The organism is Pseudonocardia zijingensis (assembly GCF_042657305.1).
In the GTDB taxonomy this organism is placed as follows: domain Bacteria; phylum Actinomycetota; class Actinomycetes; order Mycobacteriales; family Pseudonocardiaceae; genus Pseudonocardia; species Pseudonocardia zijingensis.
Genome location: NZ_JBHSKO010000009.1, coordinates 187,217 through 202,198, shown reverse-complemented (window position 1 = coordinate 202,198; position 14,982 = coordinate 187,217). Strand labels below are relative to the sequence as shown.

Genomic DNA, 14,982 nt, shown 5'->3' with positions numbered 1-14,982 from the left:
GATCAGCTCGCGTCCGCCGGGTACACGAGCGTGATGTCGTCCTCCGGCACGCCGAGCGCCGCGTGCAGGATGTTGCGCATGAGCGGCTTGGGCACCAGGCATTCCTCGCACGCGTCCGGCCCCGCGGTGATCGTCACCTCGATCGAGCTCCCGGACTCGCTCACCGCCATCCGGTAGTCGTCCGCCTCGAGCGTGCTGCGCAGCCCGGAGAGCGCGCTCTCGTCGATGCTCACGGGGTGGGACCTCCTTCGGGCCGGATCGGGTGGGAGGTGCGCGACCAGCCGCCGAAGCCGAACGGGCGCACGACCATCGACATCGCGGCGTTGCGCGCCCCGGCCACGACGATCGGGATCTGGTCCGGGTCGGGCACCACGTGCAAGCCGTGCTCGTCGACGCCCGGCCCCTCCTGCCCGGCCAGGCTCTTGCCCGCCAGCTGCATCTCCTTGTGGGTGCGGAAGGCGTGCTCGGAGAGCCAGCGCTGCACGTCGGCCTTCGAGAAGCCGCCCGCCGCGAGCAGCTGGGCGTGCTCCACCCCCAGCACGAGGCCCGCCGAGGAGTGCCGCCCGATCGCGGCGCCGGTGCGCGCCACGGTGTCGGCGATGTCCCAGAGCACCTGCTCGGGATCCTCGGTGTGCCGGTTGTCGACGAATTCGCAGGTGCGCAGCAACAGTGCCGACACCGCGTCGGTGCCCGGGGGCAGCCCCAGCTCGGTGGCGAGGGGCTCCCAGGGGCTCTCCTCCTCGTTCTCCCCGATGCACAGCGTGAACCGGCCCGGGATGCCCTGGGTGGACTGCTCCAGCTCCTGGGGCCGGATCCCGAACACGTTGCGCACGACGAGCCCGATGGCGCGCGCGATCGTCGCGTTGGCCCGGAACCCCGGGCCGAGCACGCCCCCGGTGGAGTTGATGGACAGCTCCGCGCGGATCGGGCCGTTCACGACGATCAGCGGCGCCGGCCCGCTGGTGCTCTGCCAGCCGCCGCCGGTGACCACCCGCTGCCGCATCAGCGCATCCCACGCGGCCAGCACCACGGGCAGGTACTCCGGGCGGCAGCCGGCCATCGCGGCGTTCACCGCGATCTGCTCCACGGTGCACTCGCGCCCGAGGTGCGGCACCGCAGCCACGACCTCGTCCCGCGGGCGCGGCGTGGCGGCGAGGAACTCCTCCACCACGTCCGCGGTGACCGGCACGACCGGAAGCCCATCGGTCCAGCCCTGCTCGTAGGCGTGCTCGATGGCCGCCCGCGCGTAGTGCAGCCGGGTGGCGTCCTCCCGCACCGCCGTCACCGCGCCACCGCGGGCACCGGGTCGGTGAGCAGCCCGACCAGCTCCGGCAGGGCCAGGCGCGCCCGTTCCCGCACACCCGCGGCGTCCAGCGGCGCCACCGGGTGCGGGGTGGTGACGTAGGTGTAGCCGGGGCTGCCCTGCACCCGCGCCATCGCGTCGGCGCTCATCCGGAAGGCGTCGCTGCAGATCACCGCGGCGGGCACGCCCGCGGCCTCGAACGCGATCCCGTCGGCCACCGCCGCCGCGCTGCACGAACCGCAGTCGCCCACGCCGATGAGCACCACGTCGCAGCGCTGCACCAGCTCGTCGAGGGTGGCCGGCGGGATCGGGTCGGTGATGCTCGTCTTGCGGGTGCGCACCACGTCCGCCGCGCCGTGCTCGGCGGCCAGCAGCTCACCGACGGCGTCGAGGAACGGCTCCGCGTTCTTCTTCGGGTTGGCCACCAGCCCGACCACCAGCCCGTCCAGCCGGGCCGGGCGCGCCGCCAGCCGCGGCCCGGCGGCCGCGGCGGACGGGCCGCCGGTGGGATCGACCATCGCTTCGAACATCAGAGCCCTCCCCTGCGGGCGCTAGGCCCGCTCCGGCCCGAGCACGGATTCGTGCCACGGGATGATGAACCGCTTCGCCCCGTTGACGATCAGGTACAACAGGCAGCCGAGCACCGCGAGCAGCAGGATCACCGCGAACAGCTGCGGCGCGTCCAGGGCGTTGAGGCTCACCACGACCATGTAGCCGAGGCCCTCGCTGCCGCCCAGGTACTCGCCGACGATCGCGCCGATCACGGCGAACACGACCGCGACCTCCATACCCGCGAACACGTAGGGCAAGGTGCTGGGCAGCTCCAGGTCGCGGAACGTGGGCCAGCGCTTCGCGCCGAGCCCGAGCATCACGTCGCGGTGGCCGCGGTCGACCGAGCGCACCCCGAGCATCACGTTGAGCATGATCGGGAAGAACGCCAGCGTGGCCGCCATGATGATCTTCGACGTGACGCCGAAGCCGAACCAGATCACGAACAGCGGGATGAACGCGACCTTCGGCACCACCTGCACGGCCACCAGCACCGGCCGCAGCGCGCGTTCGAGCCACTGCGCGCGGCCCAGCACCACCCCGACGACGACTCCGGTGAGGAGCGCGACGAGGAAGCCCACCGTCACCTCGGCCAGGGTGATGAGGAGGTGGCTCCAGGTGGTCGCGTCGGTGAGCAGGCCGCCCAGCGACCCGGCGACCGCCGCGGGGGTGGGGAGGGTGAACTCCGAGACCCCGAACACCGAGATCGACAGCTGCCAGGCCAGCAGCACCAGCAGGAGCACCACCGGTGTGCTGACCCAGGGCAGCCACTTCATGCGCGGGTTCTGGTCCATCAGCCGCCCTCCTCGTCGAGCTCGTGCCGCAATCGCCGCACGACGTCCTGGAACGCGGGCTCGCTCTCCACGTCCAGCGAGCGCGGCCTCGGGAACTCCACCCCGGTCACCGACCGGATCCGCCCCGGCCGCGGGGACAGCAGCACCACCCGGTCGGCGAGGAACACCGCCTCGGTGATCGAGTGCGTCACGAAGACGACGGTGGCCCCCGTGACGACGGAGATCTTCTGCAGCTCCAGGTTCATCCGGTCCCGCGTGAGCGCGTCGAGCGCCCCGAACGGCTCGTCCATCAGCAGGATCGACGGGTCGTAGGACAGCGCCCTGGCGATCGCGGCCCGCTGCCGCATCCCGCCCGACAGCTCCCGCGGCAGCGACTTCTCGAACCCGCTGAGGCCGACCAGGTCGCACAGCTCCGCGGCGCGGGCCCGCCGGGCGCGCTTGTCCATCCCGCGCAGCTTGAGCGGCAGCGCGATGTTGTCCTCCACCGAGAACCACGGGAAGAGGTTCGCGTCCTGGAACACCAGGCCGAACCGCTCCGCGGCCTTGAGGTCGCGCTTGCCGCCCTGCCACAGGTCGCGCCCACCGGTGAGCACCTGGCCGCTGCTGGGGCTCACCAGGCCGGCCAGGATCCGCAGCAGCGTGGTCTTGCCGCAGCCCGAGCGGCCGACCAGCGAGATGAACTCGCCGGTGCGCACCGACAGCGAGATGTCCTTCAGCGCCTGCGTCGTCGCGCCGCTGCGCGACCGGTAGATCTTGTCGACCCCGCGCAGCTCCAGCTCGACGTTCCCGGTGCCCTCCTCTGCCGCCTCGACGGCCTGCTCGGCGGCCGCGTCGTCCACCGCCTCGGCGTGCGATCCCCGCGTCACGACGACGCCCCGGGCAGCAGCTCGTTGGTGAACCACGCGCTCGGGTCCAGCCCGCCGGGCACCTGGCCCACCTCGACGGCCTCGCCGTAGATGGCCTTCCACTTGTCGGCCGGGGTCTCCAGCAGCGGGCCCTTGTTGGCCTGCCAGCTGGCGATGTAGGTGCGCAGCGTCTCCTTCGCCACCTCGGGCTGCTGCAGCACCGGGATGTCGTACTCCGAGCCGAGCAGCTCGAGGGTCTGGTCGAGCGACTGGTCGGCGATCACCTGCTCCATGGCGGCCTTGATCGCGCGCAGGTAGCGTTGCACGACGTCGCGCTTCGCGGGGTCGCCGAGGGTCTCCTGCGAGGTCATGTAGACCTGGGTGCCACCGGCCATGAACTGCGCCGGGTCCAGCACCACCGCGGTCGGCTCCTGCTGCTTCACCACCACCGAGGCGTCCATCGCCACGAGGTAGGCGTCGATCCGGCCCTGCTTCACCAGGTCGAACACGCCCGGGCTCAGCCCCACCACCTGCTTGTTCAGGTCGCCCTCCGCGAGGCCCGCGGAGTTGGCGAGGGTGTCCACCAGCGTCTCGCTGGTGCCGCCCTCGGACGGGATGCCGATCATCTTGCCGCGCATGTCCTGCGGCGTCGCGACGGGACGCTCCGCCGACGACAGCACGCGCAGCGTCGACGCCTGGGACGGCTGGGCGACGGCCTTGACCGGGGCGCCCCGCTCCCCGGTGGCGACCATCATCTCGGTGTCCCCGACCCGCGTGATCTGAGCGCCACCGGCGATGACGGTCTGGATCGCCTGGGCGCTGCCCCGGGTCACCTGGAACTCGACCTCGAGGCCCTCCCGCGCGAAGTGCCCGCTCGCCTTGGCGATGATCTCCGGGGTGTAGGTCAGGCTCTCGATGGGGATGACGTTGAGGAAGGTCACGGGGGTGACCTCGCCCCCGCCGGGTGCTTCACCCGAGGTTCCACCACCGCCGCAGCCGGCCACGGCCAGGGCGAGACCCGCGCCGAGCGCGGCGAAAGCCCTGGTGAGTGGCCTGCGGCGGCGGGATCGGTGGGGTGGGGAGTTGTCGCGCATCGGGGGAACCCACTCTCTGACGGCGTCCATGCCGGATGTCCAGTCGGATGCTAGGAAGCCCCGGCATGGGGCTCGACCTGCAGATGTCCGCCGGGTCCTGCCGAGCCGTCGGGCGCGGGGCGGGTCAGATGTCGCGGTCCCCCGTCCCCGCCCGCCGGCACGTCCAGCGGGAAGTGGCACGACACGCTGTGCCCCGGGGCGCGCTCGCGCAACGCGGGCTCCTCGGTGGCGCACTTCGCCTGCGCACGGGGGCAGCGGGTGCGGAAGCGGCACCCGCTCGGGGGGTCGAGCGGCGAGGGCGGCTCACCCGTCAACGGCACCGGGCGCCGGGCGCGGCCGGTGTCCGGGTCGAGGCCGGGCACGGACGCGAGCAGCGCCGCCGTGTACGGGTGCAGCGGGCGGCGGTAGAGCGCGTCGGCGGGCCCGACCTCGGCGAGCTGCCCGAGGTGCATCACGGCCACCCGGTCGCTCACCTGCCGCACCGTCGCGAGGTCGTGCGCGATGAACACGTACGACAGGCCCAGCTCGGAACGCAACCGCTCGAACAGGTTCAGCACCTGCGCCTGGATCAGCACGTCGAGCGAGGACACGGCCTCGTCGCAGATCACCAGCGCCGGGTCGAGCGCGATCGCGCGGGCGATCGCCACCCGCTGGCACTGCCCGCCCGACAGCTCGCGGGGCCTGCGCCTGCCGAACACCGAGGGGTCGAGGCCGACCAGGTCGAGCAGCTCGTCCACCCGGCGGCGGCGCCGCTCGGCGCCCCGCACGCGGTAGCCCACCAGCGGTTCCTCCACCAGCTCCGCCACCCGCCAGCGCGGGTTCAGCGAGCCGTACGGGTCCTGGTAGACCATCTGCACGTGGCGGCGCGCGGCCACCAGCCTGCTGCCGCGCAACCGCACCAGGTCGGCGCCCTGGAACAGCACCTCCCCCGACTTCGGCCGGGGAGCCTGCACGAGCGACCGGGCGAGCGTCGACTTCCCCGAGCCGGTCTCGCCCACCACGCCGAGGGTCTCCCCCGCGTGCACCTCGAACGACACGTCCGACACCGCGTGCACCACGCCGCCGCGCAGGCCGCCCGCGCCGCGCACCGGGAACTCCTGCACGATGTTGCGGGCCTGCAGCAGCGGCTCGCCGACGGGCCGATCGAGCTCGGCGGTCGTCATCGCGCCTCCCCGGGGTGCGGCCCGGCCGCCGCGACCGGGTTCCAGCACGCCCACCAGTGGTCCGGTTCGTGCTCGACGAGCGCGGGCGCCGTCTCGCACTCGCCGGTGGCGGCGTCGCAGCGCGGCCGGAACGGGCAGCCGGTGGGCAGCGCGGCCGGGTCCGGGGGCTGCCCCGCCACCACCGGCAGCTGCGTGTGCGCCGGACGGTCCAGCAGCGGGATCGCGCCCAGCAGGGCGCGGGTGTAGGGCATCCGCACCGACGCGAACAGCGTGGCCGACGGCGCGCGCTCCACCGCACGCCCGCCGTACATCACCACGACGTCGTCGGCGTAGCTGGCCGCCAGCGCGAGGTCGTGGCTGATCAGGACCACCGCCGTGCCGAGCCGCTCCTGCAGCTCGACGAGCAGCTCCATGATCTGCGCCTGCGTGGTGACGTCCAGCGCGCTCGTGGCCTCGTCCGCGATGAGCAGCCGCGGGCGGCCCGCGAGCGCGATCGCGATCATCACGCGCTGGCGCATGCCGCCGGAGAGCTGGTGGGGGTACTCGTGGAAGCGCCGCTCCGGGGCGGGCAGCCGCACCAGCTGCAGCAGCTCGATCGCCCGTTCCTTCGCGGCGGCGCGGTCGAGCCGCTCGTGCGCCCGGATCGCCTCGGTGATCTGGACGCCGATGCGCATCGTCGGGTTGAGGGAGCGCGCCGGGTCCTGGAAGACCATCGCGATGTCGGCGCCGCGGCGGCGGCGCATCTCCCGTTCCGGCAGGCCCACCAGCTCCGCGCCGTCGAACCGCGCCGAGCCGCTCACCCGCGCCGTCGGCGGCAGCAGGCCCATCAGCGCGCGCGAGCTCACGCTCTTGCCGGAGCCGGACTCCCCGATGATCGCGAGCATCCGCCCGGCCTCGAGCCGGTAGGACAGGCCGTTCACCGCGTGCACGGTGCGCCCGCCGCGGGTGAACCGCACCCGCAGGTCGGTCACCTCGAGCAGCGGTGCCGGTCGCGGCTTCTCCATCGCGCGGTCGGTGTCGGTGTGGGCGTCGGGTGCCACCCGTCCGGTCGTCATCGGCCGCTCCACCGGGCGCGCAGGGTCTCGCCGAGCAGGTTGAACGCGAGCACGGTGACGAACAGCGCCGCGCACGGCCAGACCACCAGCATCGGCGTGGCCGACAGGCTCTGCTGGCCCTGCGAGATCATGTTGCCCCAGCTCGGGGCGGGGAGCGGGATGCCGAGCCCGAGGAAGGACAGCGCCCCCTCGATCACCATCACGATGCCCATCCCCAGCATCCCGAACGTGATCAGCTGCGGGGTGATGTTCGGGGCGACGTGGCGCAGCAGCACCCGCCACCCGGGCGTGCCGGACAGCTGCGCGGCCGCCATGAACGGCAGCTCCCGCAGCCGCAGCGTGGCCGCCCGGGAGATCCGCGCGAACGCCGGGATCGAGAAGAAGGCGAGCGCGAGGATCGTGTTGGTCTGGCTCGCGCCGAGGCTCTGCGCCACGGCGAGGGTGAGCACGAGCGACGGGAACGCGATGAGCACGTCCAGCACCCGCATGATCACGGTGTCGACCGCGCCGCCCGCGTAGCCGGAGAGCGCGCCGAGCGTGCCGCCGATCAGCAGCCCGAGCACGTTCACCGCCACGGCCACCACGAGGGAGGCGCGCCCGCCGTGCAGGATCCGGGACAGGATGTCGTTGCCGTTGGGGTCGGTGCCCAGCAGGTGCCCCGGCGACCCGGCGTCGAGGTAGGAGTCGAGCACGCTCCCGCCCACCGGTGGGGGCACCGGCAGCACCAGCGGGCCCAGGAAACACGCCGCGGCGATCAGCACCAGCACCGCGGCAGGCACCCCGAGCTCCAGGTGCCGCAGCAGGTTCCCGGTGCGGCGCGCGCCCGCCGGCTCGGCGAGCGCGGGGACGGCCTCAACGACTGCCATAGCGGATCCTCGGGTCGAGCACGGCGTAGAGCAGGTCGGCGGCCAGGTTGGCCAGCACGGCCACCACGGCGAACACCACGACGCAGCCCTGCACCACGGTGGAGTCCCGCGTGTTGATCGCCTGCAGCATCAGCTGCCCCATCCCGGGCAGGGCGAAGATCTGCTCGACGATCACGGTGCCGCCCAGCAGCGTGCCGAGGTTCAGCCCCACCACGGTGATCAGGCCGAACGCCGAGTTGCGGAACGCGTGGCGCAGAAGCACCTGCCACGGCCCGATGCCCTTGGCCCGCGCCGTGGTGACGTAGTCCTCCCCCTGCAGCTGGTCGACGAGGTCACCGCGCAGGAAGCGGGTGTAGAAGCAGAAGAGCGGGAACGCGATCGCGGCGGCCGGGAGCGCCAGCGAGTGCAGGTTCGCGCCCACGCCCTCCGACAGGGGCACGAACCCGATCGCCGGGAACAGCGTGAGCTCCACCGCGAAGACCAGCACCAGCAGCAGCGCGAGCACGTAGTTGGCCACCGAGAGGCCGGTGATGCTCACGAACATGCTCAGCCGGTCGAAGAGCCTGCCCGGCCGGTACGCCGCCAGCAGGGCCACCGGCACGGCGAACCCGAGCGACACGACGAACGCGAGCGCCACCAGCTCCGCGGTCACGGCCATCCGCTCCGCGATCAGGCCGCTGACCGACTGGCTGTTCACCAGCGACGTCCCGAGGTCGCCGGTGACCGCTCCGCCCAGCCAGTCCAGGTAGCGCAGCACCGCGGGCCGGTCGAGGCCGAGCTCCAGCTCGAGCGCCCGGATCTGCTCGGGGCTCGCCTCCGGCCCGAGCAGCTGCTGCGCGGCGTTGCCGGGGATCAGGTCGAGCACCCAGAACGTCAGGATGCTCACCCCGAGGATGATCGGGACGACCATCAGCAGCCGCCTGCCCACCAGCCGCGTGCTCGGCGACGCGGACCGGCGGGGCCTCGCCTTCGTGACCTTCGTGGCCGCTGTCATCGCGGCGCCCGCCAGACCTCGTCCCAGTGGACGCCGGTGTTGACGACGATCGGCGGGATCTTCGTGGTCAGCCCCGGTCCGTACACCCCCTCGGTGGCGAGGTTGGCCGGCGCGAACGCCAGGCCGAACGGCGCGTAGGCGTGGTCGCTGATGTAGCGCCCCGCGTCGACGTAGAGCTGCTCGCGCTCCGCGGGGTCGAGCGTGGCCTCCGCGGTGTCGAGCATCCGGTCCAGCTCGGGGTCCTTCACGCCGGTGAACGGCGAGTCGGAGGAGAAGCGGAAGCCCACGCCGACACCGGCCGCCGGGTCCCACGCCCCCGCGGTCTGCAGCATCGAGTCCCACTCGCCGGAGTTGAACTCACCGATCAGGGTGTTCAGCTCGTAGCTCTCGATCTGCACGGTGATGCCGGCCTCCTGCCACTGCGTCTGCAGCGCCGTCATCACCTGCTCGGCCACATAGCCCTTGAGCGTGCCGAGGGTGACGGTGAGCCCGCCGAGTTCGCCGACCAGCTGCCGGGCGCGCTCCGGGTCGTGGGCGGGGTAGCCCTCGACGGTCTCGTGGTGGAACAGCCCGCCCGGGCCGGTGAAGCTCTGGCTCACCGGGTAGCGGCCGCGGAACAGGCCCTGCGCGATGGCCCCGAAGTCGGTGGCGTGGTAGATCGCCTCGCGGGCCCGCTGGTCGTCGAAGGGGGCGTTCCGCGTGTTGAGCTGCACCACGTACGGCGAGGTGGCCGGCTGCACGGTGACGGAGATGCGGCCCGCCTCCTGCGCCTGCTCCAGCAGCGGCGTGGTGTTCAGCCCTTCGTACGCCTGGGCCTGGCCGGCCAGCAGCGCCTGGTAGGCGGGCTGGTCACCACCGATCGACTGGAACGTCAGCTTGTCCAGGTAGGGCAGCCCCTCCTTGAAGTACTCCGGGTTGCGCTCCAGCACGAGCTCGGAGCTGAGCTGGTTCGACACCACCCGGAACGGGCCCGCGCCCACCGGCTCCAGCGCGAACTGCTCCTCGCCCTTCTGCTCCAGGGCCGTCGGCGAGGCGATCCAGTTGACGTTCGTGGCCGGGAAGGCGTTGATCACCGCGGCGAACGGGCGCGTGAACGTCAGCACGACGGTGCGCGGGCCGTCGGTGGTGATCCCGTTCTCGGCCAGCGGCCACGTCGGCGAGCACGTGCACGGCGAGTCGACGGCCCGGCGGAAGTTGAACGCCACCGCCTCGGCGTCGAACGGGGTGCCGTCGGTGAACCGCAGGCCCTCCCGGATCGTGATCCGCACGGTGGTGCCGCCGTCGAGCAGCTCGTAGCTCTCGGCCTGGTGCGGCACGACCTCGGCGCCGCTGCCGTCGTCCGCGGCCTCCAACCGGAAGAGGCCGCCGTAGATCGCGCTCATCTGCGCGATGTTGGCGCCGCCGGTGGTGTTCGTCGCCGGGTCGAGCCCTGTGGGCCAGCCGCCCGCGAACGACGCGTTCTCCAGCACGGTGATCTCGCCACCGCGCTGCGGCGGTCCGGCCGGAGCGGCCGGGCCGGCCGCTCCCCCACCCCCACCGCCACCGCCCCCGCACGCGGCGAGGACGAGGAGCGCGGCGGTCAGCATCGATGCCGCGTGCATGCGTCGTCTCACGTGGTACTCCCCGTTCGTCGCGGGCCCGGCCGTGCACCTGACTGCTGGCGCACGTGACCGGGCTCACCCCAGGCGCCCGCACAGCCTCTTGCGCGGGGCGGGCCGGGGTGCAGATCGGTTTCGCGGGACGGAAGACATGTTGGGTCGCCCGGTAGCCCGGCGACGGATCCCGCGGCCCGTCTCGGACATATGTCGTAGAGCGCATGGGCAGGCGCGGAACGACCTCGGCCGGGGCGCCCAGAACCCTTGTGACGCGGCTCCCGCAATGGTGAGACTGGACCCGATCTCCGGCGGCCGCGCAGCGGAGGCGGACGCCGCAGGAGGAGTACGCAGACGAAGGGGTCGGCGTGACGGAAGTGCTCACCCGAGGCGAGCGGGTCACGGCGGTCTCGCGGTGCCCGCACTGCGGAGTCGAAGCGGTACCCGGCCCCGGACCGGACCGGGAGGACGCGCGGCGCGGGCAGCGCAGGCTCGCCGCGATCGCGCGCGCGGCCTCGAGCGTGGCCGACGCGGCGTCGCTGTCGGTCACCCTCGACGTCGTCGCCAACGAGGTGGTGCAGGCCGAGCACATCGCGGCCGTGCAGATCCTGCGGGTCGAGAGCGGCACGATGCGGGTGGTCGGCAAGGCCGGCTTCACCGACGCGGAGGACTTCACCGACCGGTTCGAGGAGTGCAAGCGCCTCGGCGCACGGATGATGTTCGTGGAGGCGTTCGACACCTGCCGCCGGGTGGTCGTGCCCCACCGCAAGGCCGCCGTGATGGCCGACCCCTCGTGGGGCCCGCTGCACCGGATCATGGGCGCCCCCGACTGGGACGCGTTCGCCGCGGTCCCGCTCGTGGTGCGGGGCCGCGCCGTCGGCGTGCTCAACGCCTTCTACAAGCCCGGCGAGCCGCCCGGCCCCGCCGCGCTCGAGTTCCTCGAGGCGATGGCCGACCAGGCCGCCACCGCCGTCGACTCGGCCGACCTGCTCTCCCGGTCCCGCCACGACGCCCAGGTGGCCGAGCGGGCCCGGCTCGCCCGCGAGCTGCACGACTCGGTCGTGCAGCAGGTCTTCTCGATGCGGATGCAGGCCAAGGCGCTGCAGGCCCACGTCGCACCGGGCCGCACCGTCCGCACCGAGCGCGTGCAGGCGGTGGCCGACGAGCTGCTCGAGCTGGCGCAGACCGCGCTCACCGACCTGCGCGGACTCGTGCTGCAGCTCCACCCGGTGGAGCTGGTCGAACGCGGGCTCGCCGGCGCGGTGCGCGGCCACGCCGAGTCGGTACGCGGCACCTCCGGGCTGGACGTCGACGTCGAGGTCCACCTCAGCCCGCACGTCGGGGACCTCCCGGTCGAGCTGCAGGAGGACCTGTACCGGGTGGTGCAGGAGGCGCTGCACAACGTCGTCAAGCACGCGGGCGCCACCCGCGCCACCGTGCACATCAGCACCAGCGGCCCGCCGGACCAGGTGCTGGTCGAGGTGTGCGACGACGGGAGCGGGCTCACCGCCGACGTACGGGCGGGTGCGCTCGGCCTGGTGTCGATGAGGGAACGAGCGGAGCGATGGGGCGGATCGATCGAGATCGCCAACCTGGACGGGAGCACGGGCGAGCGTGGACGCGGCTGCCGCGTGCGGGTGTGCGTCCCGGTGGGCGGACCGGGTCCGGCGCGGTGAGCGCCGCGCTCCCGGAGCCCGCCCCCACCGAGGACATCGGCGTGCTCGTCGTCGACGACCACGCGGTGGTGCGCCGCGGCCTCACGGCCTACCTGGAGAGCGCGGAGGGCATCGAGGTGCTCGCCGAGGCCGTCGACGGCAAGGACGCCCTCGACCAGCTGCAACGCCTCGCCACCGAGGGCAGGCTCCCGCAGGTCGTGCTCATGGACGTGCTCATGCCCCGGATGGACGGGATCGCCGCGATCCGCGCGGTGCTCACCTCCCACCCCGGGGTCCGGGTGGTCGTCCTCACGAGCTTCGGCGAGCTGGAACGCGTGCACGCCGCCCTGGAGGCCGGGGCGTCGGGCTACCTGCTGAAGGACGCCGACCCGGACGAGGTCGCCGCCGCGATCCGCTCCGCCGACCGGGGCGAGGTGCACCTCGACCCCACGGTCGCGGGCCGCCTCACCCGCAGGCTCGTGTCCCCGCCCACGGGCCTGGCCTCCCTCACCGCCCGCGAGCGCTCGATCCTCGCCCTCGTGGCCCGCGGCATGTCGAACCACCAGATCGCCGCCGAGCTCTACATCAGCGAGCGCACCGCCCGCACCCATGTCAGCCACATCCTCGCGAAGCTGCAGCTCACCTCCCGCACTCAGGCGGCGCTCGTCGCCATCCGGGAAGGACTCGTCACCCCGCCCAGCTCCTGACCCGCCCGACCGCCCACCAACGGAGGTGTGACATGACCCTGAGCCCGGACGTCCCGGCGCCGGCACCGCGCCCCGCCGTGCGGCGCCGTGGCCCCGGGACGGCCCGACCGACCGCCGCTGGGCGCGCCCTGTCGGTGCTCGACGCGTTCGGGCCGCGGCACCGCTGCCTCTCGCTCTCCGAGATCGCCCGCCGGGCCGGGCTCACCCTGCCCACCGCCCACCGGCTCACCCGCGAGCTCGTCGACTGGGGCGCACTCGAACGCGACAGCACCGGCCGCTACTCCGTGGGGCTGCGCCTGCTGGAGCTGTCCGCGCTCGCCCCCCGCGGGCTCGAGCTGCGCGAGGCGGCGTTCCCCCACGTCGAGGACCTGCACCAGATCACCCGCGGCAACGTCCAGCTCGGCGTGCGCGACGGCATGCAGGTCGTGTACGTCGAGGCCATCCGCGCCCGCGTCCGCGCCGTCACCAGCCGCGTCGGCGACCGCTGGCCCATGCACGCCACCGGCACCGGCCTCGTGCTCCTCGCCTTCTCCGAGCCGGACTTCCAGGAAGCCGTGCTGCGCTCGCCGCTGGAGCGCTTCAACCCGATGACCGTCACCGACCCCGCCGAGCTGCGCCGCACCCTGGCCCACGTCCGCCAGACCGGCGTCGCGGTGGCCCGCGGCCAGATCACGCTGCCCGACATGGTGGTCGCCGTGCCGGTCCGCGACCCGGCGGGCGAGGTCACGGCCGCCCTCAGCGTGGTGGTGGAGACCGAGGGCGCCCGGCCCCGGGAGCTCGCGGCCGTCCTCAAGCAGGCGAGCCGGGCGATCACCCGCGCCCTGGACCCCCGCCACTGAGGCGCCGGCCGCGGCCTTGATCGCCGGTTTGGCGCGTTTTCCGACCCGTTTAGTCGGGTTTTGCGCCGAAGCAACGATCATGCCCTCATTGCGCGGCCTCCTGGTGGCGCCGCGCATTCTGCGGGGCTCGCGGGCAGGCCAGGGGCCTGTCCGACCTGGCGCGCGGCGCCATCAGGAGGTGCTTCCCGCAGCGATCAGGGCGAACGGCCGGTCTCGCGGCAATCAAGGAGAAATGGTCGCTCTTGGAGATCATCTAGCGACCATTTGCCCTTGATCGGCGGCCAGGGGGCGCAATTTCGAGCCATCAGTTGCCCATGATCAGAGAGTTGGCGCATTCCCGGGTCGATTTCGCCCGGGAATGCGCCAAAGCCGTGATCATGCCCGGGAGACCGGCCTCCGGTGGCGCCGCGCGCCAAGTGGGCAGGCCCCGGCCTGCCCACGCGGATGCCCGGGAGGGGCAGCCCCGCACGATGCGCGGCGCCACCGGAGGCCCCTGACCCGTCATCGAGTGGCCGGTCAGCGCGGCGGGTCGATCCCCAGCCAGTTCCACGCGTTGTGCCAGGTGATCTGCTCCTGGACGTCCGGCTCCAGGTCCAGGGACCGCAGGGTGGCGCCGGCCGGCTCCTCGCGGGGCATGGCGGGGAAGTCGGAGCCGACGAGCAGGCGGTCGGCGCCGAGCAGGTCCACGAGGTAGCGCAGGGCGCGGCGGTCGAAGACCATCGTGTCGTAGTAGTAGCGGCGGGCGTACTCCAGCGGCGAGGGGCCGTCGGTGTGGGCGATGGCGCGCTCGGGGACGGCGGGCTCCTCGTTCCACGTGCCGCCCCAGAAGTACTGGGCCCTGGGCACCATCAGCGGGAAGCCGCCCGCGGCGTGGCTGAACGAGATCCGCAGGTCGGGGCACGCGGCCGCGGTGCCGCCCGTGATGATCGACGCCGCGGCCGTCGCGCCCTCCAGGCCCACGACGTACGTGCCGGCGGCCGAGCGGGGCAGCCGGTCGGTGGCCCCGGGCATGGCGTGCACGAAGATCGCGAGGTCGAGGCGCTGCGCCTCGGTGTAGAACGGCAGGAACCGCTCGTCGCCGATCGACGCGCCGAGCACGTTGGAGGCGATCTCCACCCCGCGCAGCCCCTGGTCGGCCACCGCCTTCAGCTCGGCGGCCGCGGCGTCGGGGTCCTGCATCGGCACCATGCCGAGGCCGACGAGCCGGTCGGGCGCCGCGGCGCACAGCTCGGCGGTGAACTCGTTGACGTGCCGGGCGAGCGACAGCCCCTCGGCGGCGGGCAGGTCGTAGCGCAGCAGCGGCGGCATCGGGCTCAGCACCTCGGCGTCGACGCCCGAGCGGTCCTGCTCCTCGATGCGGCGCTCCGCGTCGAAGAACGCGTCCCGGGCGCGGAACCGCGTGGCGCCGAACAGCAGGAGGCGGGCGGTGTCGCCGTCGATCGCCTCCATGCGGGGGAAGCACTCGGGGGCGTCGGCCGGGTAGTCGCGCGGCAGCAGGTGGGCGTGGGCGTCGACGAGCACGCGGG

The 14,982-nt window shown here is 73.4% G+C and carries 15 protein-coding genes; 3 read left to right on the top strand and 12 right to left on the bottom strand.

The genetic code is table 11. The features are described 5' to 3' along the window. Positions 1-2 precede the first annotated feature (2 nt). The 11 genes from ACFPL3_RS20000 to ACFPL3_RS19950 are packed head-to-tail and all read right to left on the bottom strand — an operon-like array spanning position 3 to position 10,276. Positions 3-233: a hypothetical protein gene (locus ACFPL3_RS20000; protein ID WP_343945346.1), complete on the bottom strand. Its 231-nt coding sequence runs from the start codon at positions 231-233 to the stop codon at positions 3-5. Then, positions 230-1,285: a hypothetical protein gene (locus ACFPL3_RS19995; protein WP_343945347.1), complete on the bottom strand. Its 1,056-nt coding sequence runs from the start codon at positions 1,283-1,285 to the stop codon at positions 230-232. Before ACFPL3_RS19995 ends, ACFPL3_RS20000 begins: the two co-directional genes overlap by 4 nt. Then, a complete protein-coding gene (locus ACFPL3_RS19990; protein ID WP_379589498.1) occupies positions 1,282-1,833 on the bottom strand; it encodes a UGSC family (seleno)protein in 552 nt (183 codons plus the stop codon). Before ACFPL3_RS19990 ends, ACFPL3_RS19995 begins: the two co-directional genes overlap by 4 nt. A gap of 21 nt (positions 1,834-1,854) precedes the next feature. Next, positions 1,855-2,646, bottom strand: a complete 792-nt coding sequence (locus ACFPL3_RS19985) for an ABC transporter permease (RefSeq protein ID WP_343945349.1) — start codon at positions 2,644-2,646, stop codon at positions 1,855-1,857. Next, a complete protein-coding gene (locus tag ACFPL3_RS19980; RefSeq protein ID WP_343945350.1) occupies positions 2,646-3,512 on the bottom strand; it encodes an ABC transporter ATP-binding protein in 867 nt (288 codons plus the stop codon). The genes ACFPL3_RS19985 and ACFPL3_RS19980 overlap by 1 nt, the downstream gene beginning before the upstream one ends. Then, positions 3,509-4,615, bottom strand: a complete 1,107-nt coding sequence (locus tag ACFPL3_RS19975) for an ABC transporter substrate-binding protein (protein ID WP_343945351.1) — start codon at positions 4,613-4,615, stop codon at positions 3,509-3,511. Before ACFPL3_RS19975 ends, ACFPL3_RS19980 begins: the two co-directional genes overlap by 4 nt. A 20-nt stretch (positions 4,616-4,635) precedes the next feature. Further along, positions 4,636-5,748, bottom strand: coding sequence for an ABC transporter ATP-binding protein (locus tag ACFPL3_RS19970; protein ID WP_343945352.1), 1,113 nt, complete (start codon positions 5,746-5,748; stop codon positions 4,636-4,638). Beyond that, complete coding sequence (locus ACFPL3_RS19965) at positions 5,745-6,803, bottom strand: ABC transporter ATP-binding protein (protein WP_343945353.1); 1,059 nt, start codon at positions 6,801-6,803, stop codon at positions 5,745-5,747. The genes ACFPL3_RS19970 and ACFPL3_RS19965 overlap by 4 nt, the downstream gene beginning before the upstream one ends. Continuing rightward, on the bottom strand, positions 6,800-7,669 hold the full coding sequence (locus ACFPL3_RS19960; protein ID WP_343945354.1) for an ABC transporter permease: 870 nt from the start codon (positions 7,667-7,669) through the stop codon (positions 6,800-6,802). Before ACFPL3_RS19960 ends, ACFPL3_RS19965 begins: the two co-directional genes overlap by 4 nt. After that, on the bottom strand, positions 7,656-8,663 hold the full coding sequence (locus ACFPL3_RS19955) for an ABC transporter permease (protein ID WP_343945355.1): 1,008 nt from the start codon (positions 8,661-8,663) through the stop codon (positions 7,656-7,658). Before ACFPL3_RS19955 ends, ACFPL3_RS19960 begins: the two co-directional genes overlap by 14 nt. Further along, positions 8,660-10,276, bottom strand: coding sequence for an ABC transporter substrate-binding protein (locus ACFPL3_RS19950; RefSeq protein WP_343945356.1), 1,617 nt, complete (start codon positions 10,274-10,276; stop codon positions 8,660-8,662). The genes ACFPL3_RS19955 and ACFPL3_RS19950 overlap by 4 nt, the downstream gene beginning before the upstream one ends. Before the next feature lie 347 nt (positions 10,277-10,623). Here ACFPL3_RS19950 and ACFPL3_RS19945 point away from each other — a divergent pair, with 347 nt between their 5' ends. The 3 genes from ACFPL3_RS19945 to ACFPL3_RS19935 are packed head-to-tail and all read left to right on the top strand — an operon-like array spanning position 10,624 to position 13,456. Then, the gene (locus tag ACFPL3_RS19945) at positions 10,624-11,931 is read left to right on the top strand and encodes a GAF domain-containing sensor histidine kinase (protein WP_343945357.1); all 1,308 of its coding nucleotides are present in this window, start codon (positions 10,624-10,626) and stop codon (positions 11,929-11,931) included. Beyond that, positions 11,928-12,617: a response regulator transcription factor gene (locus ACFPL3_RS19940; RefSeq protein WP_343945358.1), complete on the top strand. Its 690-nt coding sequence runs from the start codon at positions 11,928-11,930 to the stop codon at positions 12,615-12,617. Before ACFPL3_RS19945 ends, ACFPL3_RS19940 begins: the two co-directional genes overlap by 4 nt. A gap of 32 nt (positions 12,618-12,649) precedes the next feature. Then, positions 12,650-13,456: an IclR family transcriptional regulator gene (locus ACFPL3_RS19935; protein ID WP_343945359.1), complete on the top strand. Its 807-nt coding sequence runs from the start codon at positions 12,650-12,652 to the stop codon at positions 13,454-13,456. 516 nt (positions 13,457-13,972) lie between these two features. On the opposite strand, the gene ACFPL3_RS19930 is transcribed toward ACFPL3_RS19935, so the two are convergent. Then, positions 13,973-14,977: an amidohydrolase family protein gene (locus tag ACFPL3_RS19930; protein ID WP_343945360.1), complete on the bottom strand. Its 1,005-nt coding sequence runs from the start codon at positions 14,975-14,977 to the stop codon at positions 13,973-13,975. Between the last annotated feature and the right edge of the window lie 5 nt (positions 14,978-14,982).

Excerpts from the sequence above, each read along its gene's own strand:
- ACFPL3_RS19990 (WP_379589498.1), bottom strand. The coding sequence starts at position 1,833 with ATGTTCGAAGCGATGGTCGATCCCACCGGCGGCCCGTCCGCCGCGGCC.
- ACFPL3_RS19985 (WP_343945349.1), bottom strand. The coding sequence starts at position 2,646 with ATGGACCAGAACCCGCGCATGAAGTGGCTGCCCTGGGTCAGCACACCG.
- ACFPL3_RS19975 (WP_343945351.1), bottom strand. The coding sequence starts at position 4,615 with ATGGACGCCGTCAGAGAGTGGGTTCCCCCGATGCGCGACAACTCCCCA.
- ACFPL3_RS19970 (WP_343945352.1), bottom strand. The coding sequence starts at position 5,748 with ATGACGACCGCCGAGCTCGATCGGCCCGTCGGCGAGCCGCTGCTGCAG.
- ACFPL3_RS19965 (WP_343945353.1), bottom strand. The coding sequence starts at position 6,803 with ATGACGACCGGACGGGTGGCACCCGACGCCCACACCGACACCGACCGC.
- ACFPL3_RS19960 (WP_343945354.1), bottom strand. The coding sequence starts at position 7,669 with ATGGCAGTCGTTGAGGCCGTCCCCGCGCTCGCCGAGCCGGCGGGCGCG.
- ACFPL3_RS19955 (WP_343945355.1), bottom strand. The coding sequence starts at position 8,663 with ATGACAGCGGCCACGAAGGTCACGAAGGCGAGGCCCCGCCGGTCCGCG.
- ACFPL3_RS19935 (WP_343945359.1), top strand. The coding sequence starts at position 12,650 with ATGACCCTGAGCCCGGACGTCCCGGCGCCGGCACCGCGCCCCGCCGTG.